Genomic DNA, 25,864 nt, shown 5'->3' on the forward strand with positions numbered 1-25,864 from the left:
CCTCTGCCCCAATGACGCCACTTGCTTCTCCTATTCGGAGACGCTCTTGCTAGCAAGATCCCCGTAGGGGTACAACCGGGGGAACCCCGGCAACGCAGTGGCTCCCCAATGACGCCGCTTACTTCTCCTGTTCGGAGACGCAACTCTTAGAGAGGCTTTGCCAACGCGAACAACCGGGGAAACCCCGGCAACGCAGTGGCTCCCCAATGTCCAAGAAAATTAAGTAATTGTTATAAGAGAATGACTATAGTTCTCATTAGATATATTTTAACAAATATGAGGAAGCTTATGTCAACCAAATAATTTCTTAAATTGACTTCTAGTCAGCCTTGAGAGAAAGCACAATATTGGATGAACTGGAATAACCAGGAAATTTAATGTCGCCATATAGCCAAAACATTCTCATAAATGTTACAATTGTTAATAAGGTTTCTCTAAAAAAATGTTTAAAAAACTACCTTTTATCTAACTGTAGATACTTGTGAGAAGTAGGAAATAACTGTAAGTTTTAGCAGTTAAGAAGCCTAAATTTGATTATTATGAGCGCTACGTGTTTATCGGGCGCGTAAATTGCAAACCATAGTATGGGTTCCCAGTCTGACTGGGTAGCACCCTAATAAAGCATCTATCCCTTAATGACCCTACCGCCAAACCCATCATTACCAAAGAGTAGCGCCATGAAGACCGCTCAGACAGCCACAGACCTCGTGCGGACTTACCTGCGTGAGATTGGCCGTGTGCCACTCTTAACCCACGAGGAAGAGATTTTCTATGGGAAGCAGGTGCAACGTTCCTGCGCTTTGCACGAATCAAGGGAATCTCTTGCCACCCAGTTAGGTCGTCAACCGACTTTAGAAGAGTGGGCCAAAGCGACAAAGTTAGAACCAGCAGATTTGAACGAAGTGATCGCTGATGGTGAAATTGCCAAGCGTAAGATGGTAGAAGCCAATTTGCGGCTGGTAGTCTCTGTTGCCAAAAAGTACATAAAACGCAACGTCGATTTACTGGACTTGATCCAAGAAGGTAGTATTGGTATGCAACGGGGCGTAGAAAAGTTTGACCCCACCAAAGGGTACAGGTTTTCTACCTATGCCTATTGGTGGATTCGGCAAGCGATCACCCGTGCCATAGCCGAAAAAGCTCGTACCATTCGGCTGCCTATCCATATCACTGAAAAATTAAATAAAATTAAAAAGGCACAGCGCCAATTGTCTCAAAAGTTGGGACGCGCTCCGACCGCTGGCGAGCTAGCTCAAGAATTAGAATTAACCCCCAAACAAGTGCGAGAGTATCTAGAAAAGGCGCGTTTGCCCCTTTCCTTGGATTTGCGGCTGGGTGATAATTATGACACCGAACTCGGAGAAATGCTGGAAGACCCAGGAGCATCTCCAGAAGAGTTTGTCATGCAAGCTTCCCTATCTTATGACTTAGATCGCCTGATGGGCGACCTCACGTCACAGCAGAGGGAAGTGATCACGCTGCGCTTTGGCTTAACTGATGGGCAAGCGCTGACTCTAGCTAGAATCGGTGAAATACTGAATATCAGCCGGGAACGAGTCCGGCAAATAGAGCGGGAAGCCTTAACCAAACTTCGCAAATCTAAAGCCAACATGGATGAATATTTGGCAAGTTAGGGAAAGTTAGGAGTTATGAGTTTTTAATTAACTCTTTACTCCTGACTTTATTTATTAGGGTGAGAAAATACCCTGACTTTGGTACGGTTACACCTACTTCCACTCTTACGTTAGGCTGTTACATTAGTTGACAGGAAGACGAAATAGCTAGCTAAGTCAAATCCAAAACAGGCATTTAATATTCAAATCACAAGCACCGCAGCCAGGAGTGGTAGTTAAGGAGCTAAAAAATGAATAACCAATCCAATCATGTCTCAGAGTTTTTCAATAGCGAATCAGAAACTAGCGATTTACTATGGCAGTACGTTAAATCCTTGAATCCTGAGGCAGTTACCCAACTATCTAAACCCACATCTGCCGAAGTGTTTCAGGTGATGGAACGGAATATTACAGGACTATTGGGTAATCTACCCTCAGAACATTTTGGCATCAGCGTAACCACCAGTCGGGAAAGTCTGGGTCGGCTTCTGGCTTCTGCGATGATTAGTGGTTATTTCTTGCGTAACGCTGAACAGAGAATGAATTTTGAAATTGCCCTACAAGGGACTGAAAGCAACAACAGCGAAGTTGACTAAAAACATAAAATTTGGGAAATTCAATATTGTTGGGCTGATAGCTACTCACAGTCACGGCGATCCGAACTGAAAATAAGCCTCTGCAAAATCTTCGCCGCTAATTCCCAGTCATGCATCAGCTAAATTTTTTAAATATCCAAAAATAGTGACAAATTAGGGTTGAAATTTAAATGCATAGACGCTTGCCTTGCGGCAGCGTATGAGTGCAGAGGTTATCGTAGAGGAACGCGGAGTTTTTGGATTTGGTTATCTGTGAACTCCTGTAAGTTGGTGATTAGTTCAACTAGAGGCGTATTGCTAAATGATTAATACACATTTGTGGATAAACTAACAGCGGTAGACGACCTTCGCAATAAATCAAAACTCGGCAGAATTCAAACTAATCTGCCGAGTTTTGTTATTAGAAGTTAGTATCCCTTATCATCTAATCCGCTTAGGTTAAGGCTAAAACTCTGTTATCAAAGTCAATTTTTTAACGAATGATCTACACTTACTTAAGCTATTCTAAATCTACACCATGTTTTCCGAGGTCTTAATATTTTCGTGTTCTCTAAGAATTATTAATACCACCTTTGTACGGATATGAATAGTACATGGATTTACCATTTGCAAAAGTAGTTCCTCATCTCCCCAATCAATTATGAGTGAAACCAGTTTTTTGCCACCCCATAAAATTATTGGTGTTGCAGTAATTTGGAATGACCAAAAGCAAATTTTAATCGATCGCCGTCGTCCAGAAGGAGTGATGGGGGGTTGGTGGGAATTTCCTGGTGGTAAAATTGAGCCTGGTGAAACTATCCAAGAGTGTATTCAACGGGAAATTTCCGAAGAACTGGGAATAGTAATTGAAGTGGGAGAGCATCTGATTACTATCGACCACAGCTATACGAACTTGCGCGTTACCCTCACAGTACATCACTGCCGCTATGTTACAGGTGTTCCCCAACCTTTGGAATCCGATGAAATTCGCTGGGTAACTTTGGAAGAACTGGAGCAGTTTACTTTTCCTAAAGCAAATACTCAAATTATTGCTGCCTTAAAAGGGACTGAGGACTAGAAAGAAGCAGGGGAAGCAGGGAGTGGGGGGGAAAGAGGGGAAACAAGTAATTTTAATTCTCCCCCTTGCCCCGAGCAAGAACTGCCCCTCTACCTCTTGTGCCCAATCCCCAATGCCCAATCACCGTAACAATCTATTAATTGCATCAGGTTGAGTCCCACAATTTTCTACAATAGGCGCAGGGACTTTGATTAAAGGTGTCAGCAAACAAATGCCTAAAACCGTTGCCGATGTGATGAGCCGCGATCCAGTTGTCGTTCGGACAGAAACTCCACTCAACGAAGCTATCCAAATTCTCGCAGAACGCCACTTCAGCGGATTACCTGTTGTGGATGATGTCGGTAAATTGGTGGGCATTATCTCGGAAACCGATTTAATGTGGCAAGAAACTGGTGTTACTCCACCTGCGTACATTATGTTTCTTGATAGCGTTATCTATTTAAAAAATCCTGCTACATATGAACGTGACTTGCACAAGGCACTAGGGCAAACCGTTGGGGAGGTGATGAGTAAAAACCCGATCGCTATTTCCCCTGATAAAACTTTAAAGGAAGCCGCTACAATCATGCACGATCGCAGTGTTCACCGATTACCAGTACTTGAGGGCGCGGGTGAAGTAATTGGTATCCTCACTCGTGGTGATATTATTCGGGCAATGGCAGCAAGTCAAGATTAGTCAGTTATCAGTCTGATAACTGTTAACTATTTTTTACACCTTTGAAAATCAAGGATAACTAAATGAGTATTAATCCGGAGTCTGTTAAGCAATTGCTCAGTTCTGAGGATTTAGGCGATCGCTTACGTGCAGTAAATCAAATCCGCCAACTGGAACCTGCGATCGGCTTTGAATTAATTCAAAATGCTATTGGCGATCGCAATTCTCGTGTCCGTTACTCGGCGGTGAGTCAAATGGATACACTCGGAACACAAGATTTACAGTTATCCTTAGATATCTTGCGCGATCGCTTGCTTCATGACTCTGAAGTAGATGTACAAGCAGCAGCAGCAGACTGTTTAGGTGCTCTGAAGTTACATGAAGCCTTTGAAGACTTGCAACAGCTTTACCATACAACCGATGAATGGCTAATCCAATTCAGTATCATTGCTACATTAGGAGAGTTGGGCGATCCACGAGCCTTTGAACTACTCAAAGAGGCACTCTCATCAGAAAACGAATTAGTTCAAACTGCTGCTATTAGTTCTTTGGGTGACTTGGGAGATTTACAAGCAGTTCCCCTTTTAGCTCCCTATGCTAACAATCCAGATTGGCAAATTCGTTACAGAGTTGTACAAGCCTTGGCTCGTTTGGGTAGTGCAGAAGCCAAATCTATATTAGAAACTCTGGCTGATGATCAAGTAGAAGCGATCGCAACTGAAGCGAAACAATCTTTGCAGTCAGTTTAAGTCTATCTAAGGTTAAAAAAATTCACCTTTAATATAGATTTGTCTTACAGGATAAAAAAAATCGACCTGGCTGGTACAATGTTGCATTCCAGCCAGATCGAATAGATAAATTAGAGTTACTTTTAGTTTCTAAAAGTAACTTTTTTATATTTAGGATCGGTCTATTGAACGACACCTTTGCGGCGGCGAGACATAACCATGCCAGCACCAACTAAACCTAAGCCTAGCATTGTGGTTGGCTCAGGAACAGTGGTGAGACTTAACTGGTAACTGCTTGAAGCCCCAGAAACAGAAGCGCTCAGAGCACCCTGCCCAATAGTTTGTCCATTGAAATTAAATTTCCCCGTAATCCCCGCTATATCCAAAATGGTATCACCAAACAATGACATTCTGGTAACTACAGAATCATCCAGATCAAAGGTAAGAAGAGCATTAGTGCTACCCAGGGTTCGGACTCCGAAATTAATGAATGGAGTGTAAATGCCTGTAGAGTATGTAGCGCTTGTGGGTGTTTGATCAGTTATCTTGGTTAACTTTAGAGTGTCAATGGTAATACCTGTGGGTGATAAGGTTGGTAAGAAGGCTGTAAAATCACCGCTAGGATTACTAACACCATCAACATCGATAAATGTAATACTAGTACTAGCTGGATTCGTTCCATCATGAGGAACGACAGATGTACCATTAAGACTGATACTACCGCTCAGAGTTACAGCTTGAGCAGAACCAGCAGAGGTAAACAACCCAGTAGTAGCCAAGGGAATTGCAACAGTAACAGCTAGAGTTGCGTTTAGTAATATAGATTTAAAACTAATCATTGTTATTTGAGGCTCCTAGTAATAACTTTAAATCAGAGCGATCGCTTTACTTTTAATCTCAGTAATTTATGGAAACTACTGTCAGTGAAAGCGAAACTTGTCTGATGTATTTCTTATCTCCATGAAATCACATAGACTTAGAGCCTGCAAGATTTACTGAGTGGTCTTCATCACATCTTCAATGCATTACTATCCTTAATGAAATTTTAATTACTTACATACCTGTGCTTCGTATATCTTTCATTTCACAGGGTTTAAATTGTTGGCAATAGCTCTGACTTGAAGAAAGGTAATTTTCGTATAAATACAATGGATATTTTTAATACTTAAACTTACTCAACCATATTTTAGATAAATGGAGTATGCAGTTTATCTATAATCTCTCCAGTTACTAATATTTACTGAAACGGTTCCTCTCAGAGAATAAATGGGAGGAACCGCTGTATTTGTTTACTATGGATAGTCTTTGTTATCAAATTGAATGTTTGTAATAAATAGCTAACTGCTAGCTATTACCTCTGTTCTCAAATCTGTCAGATTTTTCAAATGCTAAGAGCCAAATACCTGTGGCCAAGTTGTCACAACGAAAACTACAACTGCGGCGATCGCTAACAACCCTTGAATCAAATTTCCAATCAAAGACCCGACTATAATTCCTATACCCGCCTTAACCGCCAACCCTAATTCACGTCGGTAAAGGTACTCACCAATAATTGCTCCCAAAAGCGGCCCTAATAAAATTCCTAACAGTGGGCCCCCAAAAGGCAACGTTGGTAATAATCCCAAAAATCCCACGACCAAACCGACAATTGCGCCAATTTGCCCCCACTTGCTAGCTCCAGCTTGTCTTGCTCCCACATAGCTAGCTAAAAAATCCACTCCGACACTGAGCAGTAAAACTATAACTGTCACAATTAGTGGAATCTTGATAGCTGCAAAGGAACTACTAACGATTCCCCAAACGATAATTGCAATTAAAATTAAGCTGCTACCAGGAATGGCTGGAACTACGGCACCGATAATACCCACAACCATTACGGCAATTAATAACCAATAAGTAATTTGCATAGATCAATTGTAAATTTCCTCGTAAGGGCGCACAGCTGTGCGTCCCTACTGTATATTCTATCTGGGCAAGATGGTGACAAATGCCTAGTACACTGTGGTGGAAGTTTGCGTAAGTCCTGTCTTAATTGAGATGGTAGCTGGATTTATGCCATATCGCCTAATGCTTCCTAAACTGCTATTTTAAAGCTTAAAACCCATGACGAGAAAAATATTAACTGGACTAAGTTCTAAAACCTACGAACACCCCTTTGATCGCAAAGCCTTGGCTTCTTTACAAAATATGCCCGGTGTCTCCCTGTTACTCAAAAAAGTTAACGAATACGGCATTGATCGCTTACTCAGATTGCAAAGCCTTGGTAGTGAAATCAGAATTTCGCCCCGTAATTTTCCGCAATTGCATCAGACATTTCTAGAAACCTGCCAAATTCTTGATGTTGCTCCACTTCCTGAACTGTATCTGTTTCAAGGCACAGGTCACATTCAAACCTACATTGTTGGGGTGGAAAAACCCCTTGTTGGTATCAATTTAGATGGAATGGAGTGGCTTGACCCTGATGAGTTACTTTACGTTTTTGGACACGAAGTTGCTCGCATCAAGAGTCAGCATATGGTTTATCACCAAATGGCAATTGTGATGCCGACTTTGAAAAATTTGTTGAGCAGTACCACACTGGGTGTGGGTGGCTTAGTAGCCAGTGGAATGGAACTGGGTTTGTATAATTGGCGAATGATGGCTAGGTTCACTGCTGATCGGGCTGGTTTGCTGGCTTGTCAGGATATTGAGGTAGCAACCACTACACTGATGAAACTCGCGGGTTTACCAGACGAGTACTTGACTACTGCTGTAATCGAAGATTTCCTCGGACAAGCCCGTGAGTTTGCATCCAATAACTTGGATAGTGTTGATCGGGTCACCAAAATATTAAGCTATACAGAATCTGGGCTTTCCTGGGTGGTTATGCGGGCTGGCGAGTTATTAAAATGGGTTGATTCAGGAGAATATGATAATTTAATTCAACAGAAAAATTTAAAGGTACCGGAAGAACCCGAAGAAAAAGAAGGAGAGACACCACAGGAAAAGGAAGGTTGGAATTTTTTGACTTCTTGGTGATGGAATTTTAGATTTTAGACTTTGGCAACTCTTAGAGACGCTCTTGCGTTCGCTCAGTCCTTCGACTTCGCTCAGGAACCATCGAACGATTTTGGATTGCTGATAGCGTAGCGTAAAGCCTGCGGCATGGCAACTCTTAGAAACGCTCTTGCGTTCGCTCAGAGCGAGTCCGCGTACCCCTTCGGGGAAGCAAGCTACGCGCAGCGTCTCGTAGAGAGCGTCTTTTAGATGAAATTTTTTAATCCAAAATACGCTCGTGACACTCAATGACTTGCTAATACCGATTACCTGTGACTTTGCTCCAGAACTTGGGGCAAAATCCCCAAGTCTCACCAAAATTGGCTGACTTCTAAAACTAGCGAATAACCTAAGTATTAAGAGTAACGGCTAATTTATCAGCAATTCCCGCAATCCAGTTTTCATCTTGTTTGGTGTAACTGCGAGGAGCATTCGCTCCCAAAATAAGCGCACCTTGATTGCCAATAGGTTGACAAATTACACCTTGAGTATTTTCTGGTAAATAATCAAATTCAAGCTTACCTGGATATATTTTTAGAGCAACTAGATAAATCGGCTTTTGTTTTTCGAGTACCTGTTTTAAGATTACTCCTGGTACAACCTCAGATTTAGTACCCAGAATACCGCGACGCAACAAAACTTTACCTTGATAAAAAACCACCAGCGATCGCGTTACTGTATTGGTCAACAATAAGTGAGATGCCCAAGCTAGTTCTGTTTTGACAGCTTCAGGTAAATCTGCTGCTAGGACAAAACCTTCTTCTCCAATTAGTTCTACAGTATCAGGCGATCGCGGCTGAACTTGCTGCCAAATTAAACCCGTCAAAATTAACACCGCACTCAAAATCACGCCTACCACATCACCACGCGATTGAGATTGGGTTAGTTCCAGTGTCAACAGACGGTTAATCAACAAAAGCACAGCGCCTAGCCCACCCACAACAATGGGTAGACGCCGCAAAACTCGATTAGGATCAGGTTTAATCATTAGTCATTGAGCATTGGGCAATAATCAATAGTTCTTCTCCTCTGCTTCCCCTGCTCCCCCTGCTCCTCTGCTTCCCCTGCTCCCTCATCTCCTCACTCCTCCCCTGGTTCAATAATCCGCTGGAAAAGATAACCAGTACCCCGCGCTGTGAGAATCAATTCTGGGTTGCTAGGATCATCTTCTAACTTTGCCCGTAAACGGGATATATGCACATCTACTACACGGGTATCCACATGACGTTCTGGTGTGTAACCCCAAACTTCCTGCAAAATTTCCGAACGGGAAAAAGCTTCTCCAGAGCGACTTACTAACAACTCTAATAAGCTGAACTCCATACCTGTCAATCGAATGCGCTCATCACCTTTGTAGACTTGTCGCTTATTCGTATCGATTTTAATAATAGCGACATGGATTACCCCAGAACTGGGAATACCAGATCCACTGGTTTTGTCTACCCGCCGCAGCACCGAGCGAATTCGAGCTTCTAGCTCCTTCGGGGAGAATGGTTTAACTACGTAGTCATCAGCACCTAATTCTAGCCCAGTGATGCGATCGGCTACATCCCCCAAGGCTGTTAGCATAATAATGGGGACATCTGATTCTTTTCGTAATTCTTGACATACACCGTAGCCGTCTAGCTTTGGCATCATTACATCCAAAACTACCAGGTCGGGATCAGTTTTGCGAAAAGTTTCCAAAGCTTCTTCCCCATCGCCAGCTGTCACTACATCGTAGCCAATCATGGAAAGGCGCGTTTCCAAAATCCGGCGAATGCTGGCTTCGTCATCTACCACCAAGATTTTTTCTTTATGGCTTTCCAAGTTTTTCAACGCTCCTTCACTAAAAATTTACATGATTAATTTTTAATACCATAATATTAAGATATCATTCCATCAATTGATTTGGAAAAAGCTCTAAATACTACTATTATTGGTTTTTAGTTTTTCCCAAGAACTAAGCAAATATTAAGAATATTTAATAAGATTTAAGAATGGCAAAGCCAAAAACCTTTTACGTTTGTAACGAATGTGGAGCAGAATCGCCCCAGTGGTTTGGTAAGTGTCCAGCTTGCGGCACATACAATTCTCTAGAAGAACAGATCACTATCCAGTCTTCAGTAGATGTACCCAGTCGAGGGGGAGTTAGTAGTTGGCAATCAACTCAAACCAATGGCAAATCTCACGCTAAACCAGCTAAAGCACGAGCCTCCTTAACGTTTGACCAAATTACCGATCGCCAAATTGCTCGATGGGAGTCTGGTTATGCAGAATTAGATCGGGTGCTTGGTGGTGGAGTTGTCCCAGGTTCTATGGTGCTGATTGGTGGTGATCCGGGTATTGGTAAATCGACTTTATTGTTGCAAGTATCAAATCAATTAGCACAGAAATATCGCATCCTTTACGTAACTGGTGAAGAATCGGGACAGCAGGTAAAATTACGAGCTTCTCGTTTGGGAGTATCAAAAAGCGTAAATCTGGTTAATGATCAGAAGGTAACAGTGGTAGCAGATAGTACACTACCCATAGACCCTGACAGTATAGGTGCAGATTTATATGTATTGCCAGAAACAGATTTAGAAGAAATTTTACGGGAAATAGACTCTCTAAAACCAAATGTGGCGGTGATTGATAGTATCCAAACGGTGTTCTTTCCGGCGCTGACTTCTGCGCCCGGTTCGGTGGCTCAGGTACGGGAATGTACAGCAGCATTGATGAAGGTGGCGAAGCACGAAGATGTGACTATGCTGATTGTGGGACACGTCACCAAAGAAGGAGCGATCGCTGGTCCAAAAGTTTTAGAACATTTAGTAGATACAGTTTTGTATTTTGAAGGCGATCGCTTTGCCTCCCATCGGTTATTACGGACAGTGAAAAACCGCTTCGGCGCAACTCACGAAATCGGCATCTTTGAAATGGTAGCCGAGGGACTGCGGGAAGTTGCCAACCCCTCAGAGTTATTTTTAGGCAACCGTGACGATCCTGCGCCTGGTACTGCCATTGTCGTTGCTTGCGAAGGCACCCGCCCGATTGTTGTGGAATTGCAAGCTTTGGTGAGTCCTACCAGCTACCCCTCCCCCCGGCGTGCAGGTACTGGCGTAGATTACAACCGCTTGGTACAAATTCTCGCTGTCTTAGAAAAACGGGTGGGAATTCCGATGTCCAAGTTAGATTCCTACGTTGCTTCTGCGGGTGGGTTGAATGTGGAAGAACCAGCCGTAGATTTAGGAATAGCGATCGCGATCGTTGCCAGTTTCCGCGATCGCATCGTCGATCCCGGTACAGTATTAATCGGTGAAGTTGGGTTAGGCGGACAAGTGCGATCGGTTTCCCAAATGGAACTGCGGTTGAAAGAAGCTGCTAAGTTGGGATTTAAACGAGCGATCGTGCCAAAAGGGACAAAATTTCCCGATCTTAATATTGAGATATTACCAGTATCCAAAGTAATAGATGCAATTATCGCCGCCATACCCCATCAGGAACTGACAACTGACGATTTAGAACCCGATGAAGATGAGTAACCATAGCCCCCTTTTTTAAGAGGGTTGGAGGGATCTAAATAGAGTCAAACACCAGGGTAAAATCCGAGACTTTAACACCACACCAAAGGACAACTCATCATGACAGCCCTTACCCAAGACTACCAAATCACTTGGGAAAAACTACCCGATGATTACAAACTGCCAGATGATCCAGTGGACAACATCAACCAACCAGCCTTAGCCGCAGCACTTACACAAAGCTTAGAACTTGCTGGAGAACTCCCACCTAACGCCCTCACATCAACAAATTACGGCATCTGCGCCACCTTGAATGGCAGAATCGTCGTTAAAGCTCCCGACTGGGCGTATATTCCCAAAATCAGCGTTGATAGAGAGGAAGTAATCCGTAGTTACACTCCCCAGCTACAAGGAGACATCCCCGTAATTGTAATGGAATTTCTTTCTGATACAGATGGTACAGAGTATTCCGTCAAACCGACATATCCCCCAGGAAAATGGTTTTTTTACGAGCGGATCTTAAAAGTGCCTAACTACATTGCTCAATCTTTGATCCAAATAGCGGCAGTTTAGAGATGTATCGCTTGTTTCACACAGAACAGTACATTTTGCAAGAGTCTGATGAAAATCAAAGCTACTGGATAGCCCAAATGAATCTTTACCTTGGGGTATGGCAAGGGACTCGGGAAAACCGCGCCGGAAAATGGTTACGGTGGTGGGATGAACAAGGAAACCTTCTGCTTTGGGGTGGAGAATTAGCTGAACAAGAACGCCAACATGCTGAACGACTAGCAGCACAATTGCGGGCAGCGGGGATTGAGCCAGAGGTGTGATGACTTCTTTTAGGAAAAATTACTGAAAACCCCAGATGCCCGACAACTTTTACAAAGTCGGGGATCTTGTTTCTCACAAATGATTTAGTAGAGCTATATTTTTGACTTTTTCGACTCGAATACCAGTCGTTAGCCAAGATGAGGGTTTAACAACTGCGATCGCCATAGGTTTATGAGATTGAATATACTGCTTATTGTAGGCTCCATCAGAATTGCCTAAAATCTCCCTTGCCAAACACCGATATTTATGATGTGCCAAAATTAATACCAGTAGAACTACGGTTTTGACCAATAGCGTGGAATCCGGGGCAGCAGTTATTTGGCGATCGCTACATAATCGAGAGAAAATTGGGTGAAGGTGGCATAAGCATAACCTATCTTGCCAAAAATCGACGCGGTGAATAGCGAGTCATCAAAACCCTCTGAGAACAAATCCTGAATCATCCCGCCTGGGTAAGCAAGCAAGAGAAATTACGCCAAGCTCGCAGCACGCTTTTGGATAATTTTAGAAAGCGGAAATAGTAGCCCATGAACACGCGATTGGTCGATTCACTGGTGCAGATAATTGAATCCCTCACCCCAGAAGAGCGCATTTTTTTACAAGAACAACTGAACAGCAAGCCAATTCAAGTGACAGTTGGTGTATGCGGTGGACAGCCACGCATTCGCAACACACGCATTCCTGTGTGGACGCTGGTTGCTTTTCGCCAACAGGGGGCAGATGAAGAAGAGTTACTGCGAAATTACCCTACCCTAACCGATGACGATCTCACAGATGCATGGGCTTATTATGAACAGCACCGCGAACAATTAGATCAAGCAATCATCATGTTCACTGAGGACAACGATGGTTAAGCTCTACTCTAATGAGAACTTTCCAATGGATATAGTTAGATAACTGCGCCAGTTAGGCTACGATGTTTTGACTTCCTACGAAGCAGGGCAAGCAAATCAAGGTATCCCCGATGAAGATGTTCTTACCTTTGCAACCCAAAACGAGCGATCTGTCATCACCCTTAACCGTGACGACTTCATCACCTTACATAGTAGCGGCTATTTCTCACAACGGCATCATTATTTGCAAAACCGATAGAGACTATGTAGGACAAACTCAAACCCTCCACGCCTACCTGCAAGGTATAGAGTCATAAAGTCATGCTTTTGCGCTGACACTGCAAAATCGTCTGATTCGTGTCAAAAAGCAGAATCAGCCCAAATCCAGCAGACAAGTTTTCATTATTCAAGAATACTCAAGGTAAGCATCAAAAAGTAAAATTGCTTTTCATGACATGACTTCTAAATTCAGCTAGGCGTAGCGACTGTGCTAAATTACAAGCGATCGCAACACCATTTAGGATCATTTCAATATATCAGTGAAACCTTGCTAATCATCAGCTTTGTTGCGTGCCGTCTAATAAAATTGCGATCGCAGTTTTTCCACAAGATGAACGTGTAACTTTCCCTTCAATGCTGAATGGAATTGAAAGTTTTATCCTACTAAAGAAATTAAGTCAATCGCCGTTCAAGAAGAACAATAGTGGTTAGTTATTACAGTAATCATCAAATATTTTTAAGTGGGAAATCCCAATGAAAGTTACTTACGATCTAAGATACAACATAGCTTATATCTATCTCCAATCAAAAAAATTTGCGGATTCCCTACTATATTATTTTTAGTCCCTACACTAATGAATTCCGGGCTTTTCAGTTAGTAGGCAGTCACTATGAACCAATGAATTTGACCCAAGGGCGCTTACTAATGCCAGAGATAGATTTAAGTTTATGCTTATGGCAGGGTTCATTTCGAGATATTGAAAAGTTGTGGTTGAGGTGGTTTATTTTAGCGGGAGGATTAATTCCCGCACCTACAGAGAAAGCTGCTGCTGCAACTGAACGAGCTATCATTGCAGAACAAGAAGCTACGGAAGCTAAACAAGAAGCTGCTCAAGGAAGGCAAAAAGCGGAACAACTAGCAGAACGTTTGCGTCATTTAGGCGTGAATCCTGATGATCTAGATGAATTATTGTGGCTTTAGGAGTCTTTTTTTGTACGCAGCATAATTTTCTACTTTGAGGAATTATTGTACCGAAAGCTTTGATAGTCGATACCGAAGCAGCTATTTAATAACAATATTTGCTCCCAGAAAGATTAACTTTTGAGAGCGATCGCATATTCAGCACTTGAAATACATATAATATTCCCTTTGGGAAGTCTATAGCAACCTCAGTTTTCTGAAAAACCATAATGTCACGCTATATGCTTACTGTTCCAAAACTCAGTGCCAATTGAGTTGCTATGGGTAAGATGTGGTTCAGCAGCAAATCCAAAAGGCGATGCCCTGAACACTCGCAGATATTACCGCAGACACTAATTATGTTCCGGCTGCTAAAATACGTAAGTATGAGTAGTATGATCGAACTACTCAAGTAAAAATTGTCTATTTAGTCATACAAGACCGGAGAAAGATGTAGAAAAGTGTGTTTCCCTGTATTGATAGTAGTGCTAACCTCAATTTTAAGGATGTTATCAGCCTTTATCTGCTAGAGTTTCTGACTTTCAGCAAACAAGATAATCTATCAATAATAAAATCGCTAGGAGTGCGATGAGATGTCACAGTCCCCGATGACAAGACCAGAAATAACTGCTGGAACTCTAATCGATAACCGCTATACTATCCAAAAACTTCTAGGACAGGGAGGATTGGGACGAACTTACTTGGCGTTTGACACTCGTCGGTTTAATGAAGCTTGTGTTCTCAAGGAGTTTGCACCCATTGGCACAGGGGAGAGTGGACTGGAACAATATCGCAACTTATTTAAAAGAGAGGCAAAAATCCTTCATCAATTGCAACATCCTCAAATTCCCAAGTTTTTAGCTTGCTTTGAAGGAGATAATCGGCTGTTTCTAGTACAAGAATATGTTGACGGTAAAACATATTCTCGGCTGCTGGGAGAACTTCAACGTCAAGGAAGAAACTTTTCCGAAGAGGAAGTTATAGAGTGGCTAAAGAATTTACTGCCTGTTTTGGAATATGTCCATCAACACAACATCATCCATCGAGATATTTCTCCTGACAATATCATGTTACCCGATGGCAAGGATCTGCCAGTGCTAATTGATTTCGGTGTAGGCAAGCAAATTGCTGATATCAACGAGGGGAGAAGTTCTAACCATCAGGTGACCTTTGTTGGCAAAATGTCCCTTGTAGGCAAAGTGGGATACGCTCCCCGCGAACAAATTAGCTTGGGTTTATGCTCCCCCTCTAGTGACCTTTATGCTTTGGGGGTAACAGCTATTGTATTACTCACAGGTAGAGATCCATCTTTACTAATGGATCAGTACTCCTTAGAATGGAACTGGCGTTATTATACTTACGTTACTGATGATTTGGCTCAAGTACTTGATTATATGTTGGCAGATAGGCCTAACAACCGATATCAAACAGCCAGGGAAGTTCTTATAGATTTAGAGCGGATTGGAGAACCAGAAATGGCAGTGTCTCCTCCAATCATGGTTGATGATTTGCCTGCCACGATATTTAATCCTGAATTTCAGGCTATGTCGGCAATATCGTCGTCATCCAACCAACCTGGAGAAACAATTTTTAGTCCACCTAGTTCACCTATTAGTCCGCAAATTGGGCGAATTGAACAACAAGCTCCACTCAAACCAGCATTTATCAAACATTGTCAGCAAGAGTTAGCTTACCACATCGGGCCAATGGCAAATCTGATTATAGAAGAAATATTAGCTGAAAATCCTTACATTTCGCCTGACCAATTTGTTGAACTTATCATCAGGGAAATTCCTGATTTTCAAGCAGCTTTTGAATTTAAAAAAAGCTTATTTTCATAGACATTTAGACCACCGTTAATTTAGAGAATTTTGAATTGTTTAATCCACTGCACCTCCCTGAGTGCGTTTAATTCTTTTCATTGCCATTTCTAGACTTAACTGCATCCGTTTAAAGGCTTTAGCTAAATTACCGATTTCATCATTAGACATTTGCTCAAATTCAACTTCCATATGTCCCGTACTGACTTCTTCAGCTATGCGAGTCATGCGTTTGAGAGGCAAAACAACTTGTCGATTCAAGAACAAGTTAACTAACAGGATAGTTGCTATAAATATAGTTGATACAATTAGGATAATAAGTAAAGAAGACTGATTAGCTTTGCTGATGACATTATTCGCCGGCACTGATATAATCTGAGCGCCGACAATTTCATTCAGCTTCCACCCAAATCCATTAGCTGTACCATACTGAGTAATCATACTTTGAGGTGCAGCTTCAGGTACGCTATGACATACGAGACAGCTTTGTTCAGAAATTGGCAGCGGACGAGCAATGTAAAAGATATCCCCACCAGGAATTGAGCGAAATCCACTCACTTCTTTAAGGTCTGATTTATTTCTGAACCTTTCTACAATTTCCGTCTCAAAACTGTCAGCCTTATCCCGAAGATTTGTGGGATTGAGAGTTGCTTCTTTATAAAAGAAGTCACGGTAATCTGTCGTTTTTCGTAAAATTTCAAATACCTCCCGTGCTGAGTATGCAGGAACACTTTGCGGCAAAAACTCAGTTGCCAATTTATCAGCTAGCTCTGGATTAACTTGAGTACTGGTGTATTTACGAACAGAACTCATTGTTTGCATGAGTATGAGACCTGTTGAGCTAATATCTTGTTTAGCATTCTCCCTGAGCAGAGAAGAAAGAGCAAAGCCACTCAAGCTCAGACCGAATGTTAGAATTACCAGTAGTAAAATTGTAAATTTTTGTTTCAGTTTCAGATTCTTTAGCATAATTCTAGATCACCTACAAATCAAATTCTTATGAACAAATATGGCGAAACTTATCGTTTACTTTATCATGATCAATCAACTCTCATATTTGGGTGTGAAAACATAGTTTAGCTAAAACTATTAGGGTAGACCCAACTTTATACTATTAGTAATTATTCAGGTTAATGAAAATGTTCTCTAAGTAACTAAGTCCCAAAAAGCTACAACAGCAATTCAAATAGAATTCCCAAAAATTTCTATTGCTGTTTTGATCCCGTGCCAAAATAAATACTATCAATTGTCAAATATTACTAATGGTGTGGAATGCAAGAAAGTCTTTATTCGGGGGACGCTACATTATTGAAAGCCAACTAGGTGAAGGCGGAATTGGCATTACTTACCTTGCCAGAAATCAACGGAATCAACTGCGAGTAATTAAAACCCTCAAAGAAGAAATCCTGAACCACCCTGCCTGGATACTCCACCGAAACAAGTTACGGCAAGACTTCCGTGATGAAGCAGTTCGGCTGGCTGTGTGTCACCATCCTCATATAGTACAGATAGAAACCATCTTCGATGAGGGAAATTTGCCCTGCATGGTGATGGAGTACATTGAAGGCGAAGACTTAGCACAGTACTTGAGACGGATGGGGGTGCTATCAGAAGCAGAAGCGCTGCTGTACATCCGGCAAATTGGCGATGCTTTGACGCTAATTCATTCTAAAGGACTGCTGCATCGGGATTTGAAACCACGTAATATTATGATCCGCATTGATAAATCAGAAGCAGTGCTAATAGACTTTGGCATCGCTAGAGAATTTATTCCCAATATGATCCAAAGACATACAGTGTATCGTACTCCTGGTTTTGCCCCACCTGAGCAATATGAATCGGAAGCACCACGAGGAGAATACATTGATATCTACGCCTTAGCTGCTACCTTGTATAATTTACTCACCGCCGTTATCCCGACGAGTGCAGATGATAGGCGTCACAATATTAATTTAGAACCACCACAATATTTTAATCCTAACATCAGCAACAGAGTCAATCAGGCTATTATGTGCGGCATGGATTTGGAGTCAACCTATCGTCCCCAGTCTGTGCAGGAGTGGTTGGATTTATTGGGATCTGATACAGGAAAAAATGTAGCCTTAGTAACATCTAGTTTAGTGAGAACGCTTAGACTTAAACCACCTCCACCTGTTGTATTAAATCAGCATAACTGGCAATGCATACAGACCCTCAAAGGTCATTCTAGTATGGTTCATGCGATCGCCATTAGCTCAGACGGGCAATTTATTGCTAGTGGCAGTAATGACATGACTATCAAACTTTGGCAACTGGGTACTGGCAAGCTAGTGCGTCAACTGGGTCGTTGGTCTTCTGGTCATTCCAGTATGGTTCATTCTGTCGCCTTTAGCCCAATCTCCTCAAAGCTTTTTTATCAAGGGGAGTCAGGCAAATCTGCGGGAATTACAGACCAGAATTGGGGGATTTTGGCTAGCGGTAGTTGGGATAACACAATCAAATTGTGGGATGTAAACACAGGCAAAGAAATTCGTACTCTCATTGGTCATGCTAATTGGGTGAATTCCGTTGCCTTTAGTCGAGATGGCAAGTTTCTGGCTAGTGGCAGTGCTGACTGCACAATTAAACTGTGGCAGGTACACACAGGCATAGAAATCCAAACTTTCAGAGGTCATTCTGACTCAGTTTCGTCAGTCGCCTACTCTCCGAGAACGCCAACAACGAATAGCAAGGATAGACAACTTGTGGCTAGTGGCAGTAATGATTACACTATCAAACTATGGCAAGTAGAAACAGGCAGAAACATTTGCACACTTAAAGGTCATTCCTTCTTTGTCAACTGTATCGCCTTCAGCCAGGATGGGGAAATTATCGCCAGTGGCAGTGGTGACAACACGATTAAACTGTGGCATGTAAATACAGGCAGAGAAATTCGTACTCTCATTGGTCATTCTGATTCAGTTTGGTCAGTCGCCTTTAGTGAGCATGGGCAACTTCTGGCTAGTGGCAGTTGGGATAACACTATCAAACTATGGCACGTAAACAGTGCCAGAGAAATCAGCACACTTACAGGGCATTCCAACTATGTTAGATGCGTCGCCTTCAGTCCCAATGGCCAAACCCTAGTCAGCGGTGGTGATGACGATACTATCAAGATTTGGCGACGGGCATAATATAATAATTCCTAATGACGCTCTTACGTTGCTCTAAGCGTACCGCTGCGGGGAAGCAAGCTACGCGTAGCGTCTCCAAGAGTTGCCATACCGTTGACGCATCCTCTCGTAGAGAAGGCTTTACGCTGCGAAGAGAGTAATTCGTAATTCCAAATCTTTTTGCTTAGTGTGGTTAGATACTTTTAGTCTACAGATAGAACTGCGATCGCCCAAAACTTGTGACAATAATGACGACAACCGTTATTTTTGAACAATAAATTATATGGGCTTTGGTATCGGTGATTTATTCTGGATTTTCCTCCTTCTGACTTCTTTGCAACCCCTTTGGCAAAAACGTCAAATAGAATATCGGCGCTTGCGTGCTTTACAAGAATTCCAGCAGGAACGCAAAAGTCGGGTGATTTTGCTGATTCACCGCCAAGAGTCTATTAGCTTTCTAGGAATTCCCTTATCTCGCTACATTACTATCGAAGACTCAGAACAGATACTGCGAGCAATTCGCCTCACACCCCCAGATGTGCCGATTGACTTAATTTTGCACACTCCTGGTGGTTTGGTTTTGGCTACCGAACAAATCGCCAGAGCATTAATTCGCCACCAGGCAAAAAAAAGTTACAGTCTTTGTACCTCACTACGCCATGAGTGGCGGTACCATGCTTGCCCTCGCCTCTGATGAAATTATTATGGATGCTAACGCTGTCTTAGGGCCAGTTGATCCCCAATTGGGTAATTACCCCGCAGCGAGTATCCTGAAAGTTGTTGAAGATAAACCTATTGGTGAGATTGATGACCAAACCCTAATTATGGCCGACCTCTCACGCAAAGCAATTCAGCAGGTACAGCGGTTTGTACGGACTCTGCTTAAAGACAGTATACCCAAACAAAAAGTTTTGCCAGAAAATATTGAATCAATTATCGAAGCCTTGACAACCGGGCGCGTCACCCACGACTATCCCATCACTATTGAGGAAGCAACAGAAATGGGGCTGCCCGTAACTGTCGGACTGCCCCATTTTATTTATGATCTCATGGATTTGTACCCACAACCACAAGGAGGGCGACCCAGCGTCCAGTACATTCCTATGCCTTACAATGACCGCCGTCCAACTCTACCTACACCCAAGGGCAGACCCTTAGAAGAACCAAATCAAATGATTTGAGACTTTGGGGTAGGAATTTTTTTGTGACGTCTAGGGTGTAGTTGTTGGCGTAGTTGTTGGCGTAGTTGTTGGCGTAGCTGTTGGCGTAGCTGTTGGCGTAGCTGTTGGTGTAGACATCGGTGTAGACATCGGTGTAGACATCGGTGTAGACATCGGTGTAGACATCGGTGTAGCCGTCGGTGTAGCTGTTGGTGTAGCCGTCGGTGTAGCTCTTGGCGTAGCTCTTGGTGTAGCCGTCGGTGTAGCTCTTGGCGTAGCTCTTGGCGTAGGCGTCGGTGTAGCTGTCGGCTGACTGAAGACTGTCTTTGCTTCTTCATTCAGCTTTTGGCGGAGTGCTAAATTAGCAATTCCAGTTTCTTGCAACTGATATTTCTTCTGATACTCCTTCACCACTGCTTCCGTGCGGGAACCATAAAAATAATCGCGGGGAAGGGGAGGATTTGGCTTCACCACTGCATTCAAATTTGTTTGCAGAATTTTTATGATGTTAGCAGCAAAATCTTGGGTTTTTCGTCCCGCTATCCCATCAACTGGTTGTAGCTTATACCCCGTTTGAAATTCACGAATTGCCTTTTTAGTTTGAGCATCCGTCAAAGGCGTATTTGTTACCTTGACGTTATAGCCTAATCCTCGCAATACAGCACGAAATTGCTGTGGCGTATAGCTACGTTGAGAGGCCGCGAAACCTGTGTCTGCAATTACCAAACTAGCAGTTATCAGGCAGGTAGCTGCAAAAGTCGCGCTTGATTTTCCAAACCCACACCACATATTTAAAACTCCTTTGGATTAAATCAGCAGGATTATAAAGGTTAACAGCTGCATTTTAAGTTTGTTTAATAACTTTTTTCGCTATTTTTTAATGATTTTTGAATAATTTATGATTTATTTTTGTCAAATTTAACTAAAACTACAAAAACTAATTTGTGTCATCCATCAAAAGAAGTATCTTGTATTAGCAGGGATACAGCGGTTATCATTTGAATCGAATACACTCCTTGAACACTAAATTAAAGTAGGGGCGTACATCTGTGCGCTTCTGAGTTGAGTTCAATACAGACCTAACAAGAACAGCCACAACCCTTGTAGCGTTGAGGAGTAAGATTCAAAGCTTCTGACGCCACATGCAAGGCTCGTCGGCACCTGATGCCAGTCGCTCATGGGGAGGCAGTGTGTTGGACGGGTTCCCCGGCATAAAGGAGGCAGTGTGTTGGGCGGGTTTCCCGACTTGTCCCTTGCGCGTCTCCCCTTCTCCCAAAGGGAGAGGCTAGCGCCTGCCGTAGGATGCCCGAAGGGCTGTAGGGAGAAGCAACTGTCGTCAAGTAGCGTGGAAACCCCCTGTGCCTGCGCTGGCTCCCCAACACAGTGGCTCCTCCTTTGAGGAGAGAAGAATGGAAGTGAGGTCAGAGTGTATTGGATACAAACGAGAAACGCTATATTCCAAATATCCAAAAAGCGTATAATATATGACAAAAAATGAAAAATATCAAATCTTCTAAGCAGCGGAATCTTTGGTTTGAAAGATTTATGGCAATTACTGCCACCGTAAATTTAGGTTTAGTTTTGTTTGATTTAAGTTACGTACCTTGGCGAGATTTCTACTTGCGAAAACTTCCCCAAATTATTGAGATTTATGACCCAATAAAAGGTATTGAACCCCATCGAGAGACGAAAAATTATTTAGAACTAGTAAAGGCATTAGAAGAACAAGTCAGCCAAACAGGATTACAGTCGCCTCAGGTAAATAGCAGGCTAGAGGAAATAAGGCGTCTGAGCAATGAGATGATTGACACTAACCCATTTGCGGGAGTGAACAAGAGTGGTACTCTAGAAAAAATCAAAAAGCGGATGCGATCGCACATCGGTAACGAATCAGCAAAACAGTCTTTCGCCACTTTTTGGAGTCAGCCTCATATATCACAAAATGGCTGGGTTAAAGAAATTAATTTTTTCAACCAGAGCATCCGCCCTTTGATTGCCTCTAACTACTACCGCCAAATCGGTGAAAATGGTGAATTTGTTGATAATTTCTGGGAAATTGACTTACCCTTTGTGATTTTATTTGGCGTAGAATTGCTGGGGCGGACCTTCCTTCTCAGACGCCAACATCGTGGTTTTAGCTGGTTGGAAGCAGTATTGTGGCGTTGGTATGATTTATTTTTACTACTGCCATTTTGGCGGGGGTTGCGAATCATACCTGTATTAATTCGCCTCGATCAAGCGCGGTTATTGGAGCTGCATCCAGTACGAAAGCAAATTAATCAGGGGATTGTCGCCAATTTTGCCGAAGAACTCACAGAAATTGTAGTGGTAAGGGTAATTAATCAGGTTCAGGGTTCAATTCAGCGAGGTGAGTTAACGCGCTGGCTCTCACAACAGGAAAATTTACGTCCCTACATAGATATTAATAATGTGAATGAAGTAGAAGCGATCGCAGGTCTTTTGGTAAAAACAATTGTCTACCAAGTGCTACCCAAAATTCAACCTGCGATCGTTGCCATTTTGTGTCACAACATCGAAACCGTCTTCGATCAAGTCCCCATCTACCGCAACCTCCAGAACCTCCCTGGCATGGGACAGGCCCAAACTCAGTTAAGTGAACAACTAGCGACCCAAATCACAACGAATCTTTACAACACTTTAGTTAGTGCTGTTGAAGACCCTGTGGGAGCAAAACTCACTAGTCAACTGGTACAAAGCTTTAGCGACGCCTTGGGAGCGGAAATAAAGGAAAAACATGTACTCTCAGAAATTCAGAGTTTACTTTTTGACTTCTTAGAGGAAATCAAACTCAACTATGTCCAGCGTTTATCTCAAGAAGATATAGACCAAATTATCGAGCAAACCAGACAGCTACGAACACAAGTATCAGTTCCAGCAGTAGTGGATAAAGGCACTACTCTCCCAAAAATACGGGAAGGGTATGAGAGAGCAGGGGAGGCAGGGGGAGAATAATAATGCCCAATGCCCAATGCCCAATCCCTAATGCACGACTATAAAAGAAATGCGCTAAACTCGAATCAGGCGAATCATCATTGGTTCGTCACAAGACTTCTTGAAAGATATATCTATCGCAGGAAGTGGGTCGATGCCCACTTTTTTTATTGAATTCTCTCATGGCTCATTTTTTAGTTCCACAAATTATTGATTTGGCGACACCAGTGGCAGAAGAACTGGGATTGGAAGTGGTTGGCGTGGTTTTTCACACTAACCAAAGTCCACCAGTGTTGCGGGTAGACATTCGCAATCCTGAGCAAGACACTGGGTTGAATGATTGTGAGAGGATGAGCCGTGCTTTAGAAGCCTCCTTAGATGCTGCCCAAATCGTTCCAGATGCCTATGTCTTGGAAGTGTCCAGTCCTGGTATTTCGCGGCAACTGGTAACAGACAGGGAGTTTATTTCCTTTAAAGGATTTCCTGTCATCGTCTCCACAACGCCCCCCTACGACGGACAACAAGAGTGGACTGGTCAGTTGATTCGCCGGGATGAGACAGCACTTTACTTAAACCAAAAAGGTCGTGTAGTCGAAATTCCCTGCTCCCTAATTACTAAGGTGCAGTTAGACGAGCGCCGATAAACTAAGGGCTAGGGCTTAGGAGTTAGAGACTAGAGCACCTTGGCTCAAGTCTAAAGATTAGGGGCTAGAGGTTATGAACTAAGGGCTAGAGATTAGGGTTTAGTGTAAAGCTATTCTCTAATCCCTAGCTCTATCTAATGCGTAGTTTTCAGTCCCCATTACCCCTTATCCCCTCCAGGGGCCCCGAGTTCCCCACTCCCTAATTTTTAAAGGAGATTGCTTATGTCAATGGTTACTTTACCTGGATTAAAAGAATTAATTGAAAGTATAAGTCGCGAACGGAATTTACCCCGGCTTGCAGTTCAATCAGCTATTAGAGAAGCACTACTCAAAGGCTACGAACGTTATCGTCGCGCCCAAAATTTAGAACGCAAACAGTTTGATGAAGATTATTTTGAGAATTTTGAAGTAGAACTCGATATTGAAGGAGAAGGATTTCGCGTTCTTTCTACCAAAACCATTGTCGAAGAAGTCAATAACACAGACCACCAGATTTCCCTAGACGAAGTTCAACAAGTAGCTCCCGAAGCGCAATTAGGAGACTCTGTGGTGCTGGATGTTACCCCTGACCAAGGAGAATTTGGTCGGATGGCGGCGATGCAAACCAAGCAGGTACTGGCGCAAAAATTACGGGATCAACAGCGCCAAATGGTGCAAGAAGAGTTCCAAGATTTGGAGGGAACTGTCCTGCAAGCAAGAGTCCTGCGGTTTGAACGGCAATCAGTGGTTCTAGCAGTTAGCAGTAACTTTGGTCAGCCAGAAGTAGAAGCCGAATTACCCAAGCGCGAACAGCTGCCCAATGATAATTATCGGGCAAATGCCACCTTCAAGGTATATCTTAAAAAAGTATCTCAAGGTCAGCAACGAGGGCCACAGCTACTTGTGTCTCGTGCTGATGCTGGTTTGGTGGTTTATCTTTTCGCCAACGAAGTCCCAGAAATCGAAGATGAAGTGGTACGGATTGTTGCCGTAGCTAGGGAGGCAAACCCCCCTTCCCGTTATGTCGGTCCCCGGACTAAAATAGCTGTAGATACTCTTGATCGCGATGTAGACCCAGTTGGCGCTTGTATTGGAGCCAGGGGATCGCGAATTCAAGTGGTAGTCAACGAATTACGCGGTGAAAAAATAGATGTAATTCGCTGGTCGCCAGACCCAGCAACATATATTGCTAATGCCTTAAGTCCAGCCCGGGTGGATGAAGTACGCCTAATGGATCCAGATTCCCGGCAAACTCACGTACTAGTGGCTGAAGATCAACTAAGTTTGGCCATAGGCAAAGAAGGACAAAATGTCCGTTTGGCAGCCCGCCTGACTGGTTGGAAAATTGACATTAAAGATAAAGCTAAGTATGACTATGCAGGAGAGGATGCCAAATTTATAGCTGTAAGAACAAAATATCAATCAGAGGAAGATGATCTTGACTTTGAGGAAGAAGAGTTGGATGAAAATCAGGACGAATTAGAAGAGGAGGATACTTTTGACACTAACGATGATGAATAATTGATTAATTTTGTAAAGTTTTGATACTGTTGATTGTAGTCTTAGTCTCAAGGATTATTTTCTCAAAGGCTACTTGGTATAAGTAAAAAATAGTAATAATAAACTTCTTTTTACATCCCAAATCCTAGACTGAGATTGCAGAGAACCGATGAAACCAAATTATCGGCGCTGTATTAGTTGCCGCAAAGTAGGCTCAAAAGATGAGTTTTGGCGGATTGTCCGCGTCTTTCCATCGGGAAAGGTACAATTAGATCAGGGCATGGGGCGTTCTGCCTATATTTGTCCAAAAACGAGTTGCTTACAAGCGGCTCAAAAAAAAAATCGACTAGGGCGATCGCTACATGCATCAGTGCCAGAAACACTGTACCAAAGCTTGTCGCAACGTCTAGCCCGCACCAATACGCAAAACCAAATTTAGTTGGAATAACTTTGTGAGGTGATCACCAGAGGAATTGTTCCAAAGCCGAAGTCGTGCTTTCATCACACCCTCTGTTGATCGTTAAGGTTAGTGTCAAAATAGTAAATGGGTGTAAAAGGCATTCGGCTCTCCAATAATTAAGAGGGGCGAGGCAACATTCCCAGAACAAGATGTAATCGATTGTGTTGTGGAAGACTCAGAATCAACAAAACAAGAAACTAC

At 42.9% G+C, this 25,864-nt stretch carries 22 protein-coding genes and 4 pseudogenes; 19 read left to right on the forward strand and 7 right to left on the reverse strand.

The features are described from left to right. Positions 1-677 precede the first annotated feature (677 nt). The 5 genes from V7K49_RS23030 to nblB all read left to right on the forward strand — a co-directional run bounded on the left by V7K49_RS23030 (position 678) and on the right by nblB (position 4,670). Positions 678-1,634 carry an RNA polymerase sigma factor, RpoD/SigA family gene (locus tag V7K49_RS23030; RefSeq protein WP_335207661.1) on the forward strand — a complete coding sequence of 319 codons (957 nt, stop codon included), beginning with the start codon at positions 678-680 and terminating at the stop codon, positions 1,632-1,634. 230 nt (positions 1,635-1,864) lie between these two features. Next, positions 1,865-2,209, forward strand: a complete 345-nt coding sequence (locus V7K49_RS23035) for a DUF760 domain-containing protein (protein ID WP_335207663.1) — start codon at positions 1,865-1,867, stop codon at positions 2,207-2,209. A 640-nt stretch (positions 2,210-2,849) separates the two neighbouring features. Next, positions 2,850-3,266: an 8-oxo-dGTP diphosphatase MutT gene (mutT, locus tag V7K49_RS23040; RefSeq protein ID WP_335207665.1), complete on the forward strand. Its 417-nt coding sequence runs from the start codon at positions 2,850-2,852 to the stop codon at positions 3,264-3,266. 211 nt (positions 3,267-3,477) lie between these two features. Beyond that, positions 3,478-3,942 carry a CBS domain-containing protein gene (locus V7K49_RS23045; RefSeq protein WP_334798000.1) on the forward strand — a complete coding sequence of 155 codons (465 nt, stop codon included), beginning with the start codon at positions 3,478-3,480 and terminating at the stop codon, positions 3,940-3,942. 62 nt (positions 3,943-4,004) lie between these two features. Beyond that, positions 4,005-4,670: a phycobilisome degradation protein NblB gene (nblB, locus tag V7K49_RS23050; RefSeq protein ID WP_334873260.1), complete on the forward strand. Its 666-nt coding sequence runs from the start codon at positions 4,005-4,007 to the stop codon at positions 4,668-4,670. 161 nt (positions 4,671-4,831) lie between these two features. Here the strand turns inward: nblB and V7K49_RS23055 are convergent, their stop codons facing one another. Together V7K49_RS23055 and V7K49_RS23060 are read right to left on the reverse strand one after the other, a co-directional pair. After that, positions 4,832-5,488 carry a PEP-CTERM sorting domain-containing protein gene (locus tag V7K49_RS23055; protein WP_335207667.1) on the reverse strand — a complete coding sequence of 219 codons (657 nt, stop codon included), beginning with the start codon at positions 5,486-5,488 and terminating at the stop codon, positions 4,832-4,834. A gap of 549 nt (positions 5,489-6,037) precedes the next feature. Beyond that, positions 6,038-6,556, reverse strand: a complete 519-nt coding sequence (locus tag V7K49_RS23060) for a DUF456 domain-containing protein (RefSeq protein ID WP_334873256.1) — start codon at positions 6,554-6,556, stop codon at positions 6,038-6,040. A 196-nt stretch (positions 6,557-6,752) separates the two neighbouring features. Here V7K49_RS23060 and V7K49_RS23065 point away from each other — a divergent pair, with 196 nt between their 5' ends. After that, positions 6,753-7,667, forward strand: a complete 915-nt coding sequence (locus V7K49_RS23065) for a M48 family metallopeptidase (protein ID WP_335207668.1) — start codon at positions 6,753-6,755, stop codon at positions 7,665-7,667. A 367-nt stretch (positions 7,668-8,034) separates the two neighbouring features. Here V7K49_RS23065 and V7K49_RS23070 read toward each other — a convergent pair whose 3' ends face one another. Together V7K49_RS23070 and rpaB are read right to left on the reverse strand one after the other, a co-directional pair. Beyond that, entirely contained in the window at positions 8,035-8,673 is a 639-nt protein-coding gene (locus tag V7K49_RS23070) for a cofactor assembly of complex C subunit B (protein WP_273766688.1), read from the reverse strand. Between the two features lie 92 nt (positions 8,674-8,765). Beyond that, positions 8,766-9,494, reverse strand: coding sequence for a response regulator transcription factor RpaB (rpaB, locus tag V7K49_RS23075; protein WP_273769721.1), 729 nt, complete (start codon positions 9,492-9,494; stop codon positions 8,766-8,768). 170 nt (positions 9,495-9,664) lie between these two features. On the opposite strand from rpaB, the gene radA reads away from it, so the two are divergent. Together radA and V7K49_RS23085 are read left to right on the forward strand one after the other, a co-directional pair. Continuing rightward, a complete protein-coding gene (radA, locus tag V7K49_RS23080) occupies positions 9,665-11,191 on the forward strand; it encodes a DNA repair protein RadA (RefSeq protein WP_335207670.1) in 1,527 nt (508 codons plus the stop codon). 99 nt (positions 11,192-11,290) lie between these two features. Then, positions 11,291-12,003 (forward strand): annotated as a pseudogene (locus V7K49_RS23085) (Uma2 family endonuclease). Positions 12,004-12,076: 73 nt separating this feature from the next. Here the strand turns inward: V7K49_RS23085 and V7K49_RS23090 are convergent. Then, positions 12,077-12,295 carry a hypothetical protein gene (locus tag V7K49_RS23090; RefSeq protein WP_335207671.1) on the reverse strand — a complete coding sequence of 73 codons (219 nt, stop codon included), beginning with the start codon at positions 12,293-12,295 and terminating at the stop codon, positions 12,077-12,079. Here V7K49_RS23090 and V7K49_RS23095 point away from each other — a divergent pair. The 5 genes and pseudogenes from V7K49_RS23095 to V7K49_RS23115 all read left to right on the forward strand — a co-directional run. After that, a pseudogene (locus tag V7K49_RS23095) lies at positions 12,295-12,426 on the forward strand (serine/threonine protein kinase); the annotation flags it as partial. The gene V7K49_RS23090 and the pseudogene V7K49_RS23095 overlap by 1 nt on opposite strands. Before the next feature lie 105 nt (positions 12,427-12,531). Continuing rightward, a complete protein-coding gene (locus V7K49_RS23100) occupies positions 12,532-12,858 on the forward strand; it encodes a DUF433 domain-containing protein (RefSeq protein ID WP_335207673.1) in 327 nt (108 codons plus the stop codon). 67 nt (positions 12,859-12,925) lie between these two features. After that, positions 12,926-13,096 (forward strand): DUF5615 family PIN-like protein, encoded by a 171-nt coding sequence (locus V7K49_RS23105; RefSeq protein WP_335207675.1) that lies wholly within the window; start codon positions 12,926-12,928, stop codon positions 13,094-13,096. A 546-nt stretch (positions 13,097-13,642) separates the two neighbouring features. Then, positions 13,643-14,038, forward strand: a pseudogene (locus tag V7K49_RS23110) (Uma2 family endonuclease); the annotation flags it as partial. A 572-nt stretch (positions 14,039-14,610) separates the two neighbouring features. After that, positions 14,611-15,858, forward strand: coding sequence for a serine/threonine-protein kinase (locus V7K49_RS23115; RefSeq protein ID WP_335207677.1), 1,248 nt, complete (start codon positions 14,611-14,613; stop codon positions 15,856-15,858). Positions 15,859-15,897: 39 nt separating this feature from the next. Here V7K49_RS23115 and V7K49_RS23120 read toward each other — a convergent pair whose 3' ends face one another. Beyond that, complete coding sequence (locus tag V7K49_RS23120; RefSeq protein WP_334873242.1) at positions 15,898-16,806, reverse strand: Tll0287-like domain-containing protein; 909 nt, start codon at positions 16,804-16,806, stop codon at positions 15,898-15,900. Between the two features lie 293 nt (positions 16,807-17,099). Between V7K49_RS23120 and V7K49_RS23125 the strand changes: the two genes are divergently transcribed. Next, complete coding sequence (locus V7K49_RS23125) at positions 17,100-18,989, forward strand: serine/threonine-protein kinase (protein ID WP_335207679.1); 1,890 nt, start codon at positions 17,100-17,102, stop codon at positions 18,987-18,989. A gap of 262 nt (positions 18,990-19,251) precedes the next feature. After that, a pseudogene (locus tag V7K49_RS23130) lies at positions 19,252-20,149 on the forward strand (SDH family Clp fold serine proteinase). Positions 20,150-20,179: 30 nt separating this feature from the next. Here the strand turns inward: V7K49_RS23130 and V7K49_RS23135 are convergent. Further along, positions 20,180-20,917: a peptidoglycan-binding domain-containing protein gene (locus tag V7K49_RS23135; protein WP_335207681.1), complete on the reverse strand. Its 738-nt coding sequence runs from the start codon at positions 20,915-20,917 to the stop codon at positions 20,180-20,182. A gap of 705 nt (positions 20,918-21,622) precedes the next feature. Between V7K49_RS23135 and V7K49_RS23140 the strand changes: the two genes are divergently transcribed. From V7K49_RS23140 to V7K49_RS23155, 4 genes are all read left to right on the forward strand, one after another. Continuing rightward, positions 21,623-23,101, forward strand: coding sequence for a hypothetical protein (locus tag V7K49_RS23140; RefSeq protein WP_335207683.1), 1,479 nt, complete (start codon positions 21,623-21,625; stop codon positions 23,099-23,101). Positions 23,102-23,262: 161 nt separating this feature from the next. Beyond that, positions 23,263-23,724, forward strand: coding sequence for a ribosome maturation factor RimP (gene rimP / locus V7K49_RS23145; protein ID WP_335207684.1), 462 nt, complete (start codon positions 23,263-23,265; stop codon positions 23,722-23,724). A 222-nt stretch (positions 23,725-23,946) separates the two neighbouring features. Next, the gene (gene nusA, locus V7K49_RS23150; protein ID WP_334975418.1) at positions 23,947-25,224 is read left to right on the forward strand and encodes a transcription termination factor NusA; all 1,278 of its coding nucleotides are present in this window, start codon (positions 23,947-23,949) and stop codon (positions 25,222-25,224) included. Between the two features lie 148 nt (positions 25,225-25,372). Continuing rightward, the gene (locus V7K49_RS23155) at positions 25,373-25,642 is read left to right on the forward strand and encodes a YlxR family protein (RefSeq protein WP_335207686.1); all 270 of its coding nucleotides are present in this window, start codon (positions 25,373-25,375) and stop codon (positions 25,640-25,642) included. The last annotated feature ends 222 nt before the right edge of the window (positions 25,643-25,864 follow it).

This window comes from Nostoc sp. (assembly GCF_036919675.1).
Classification (GTDB): domain Bacteria; phylum Cyanobacteriota; class Cyanobacteriia; order Cyanobacteriales; family Nostocaceae; genus Nostoc.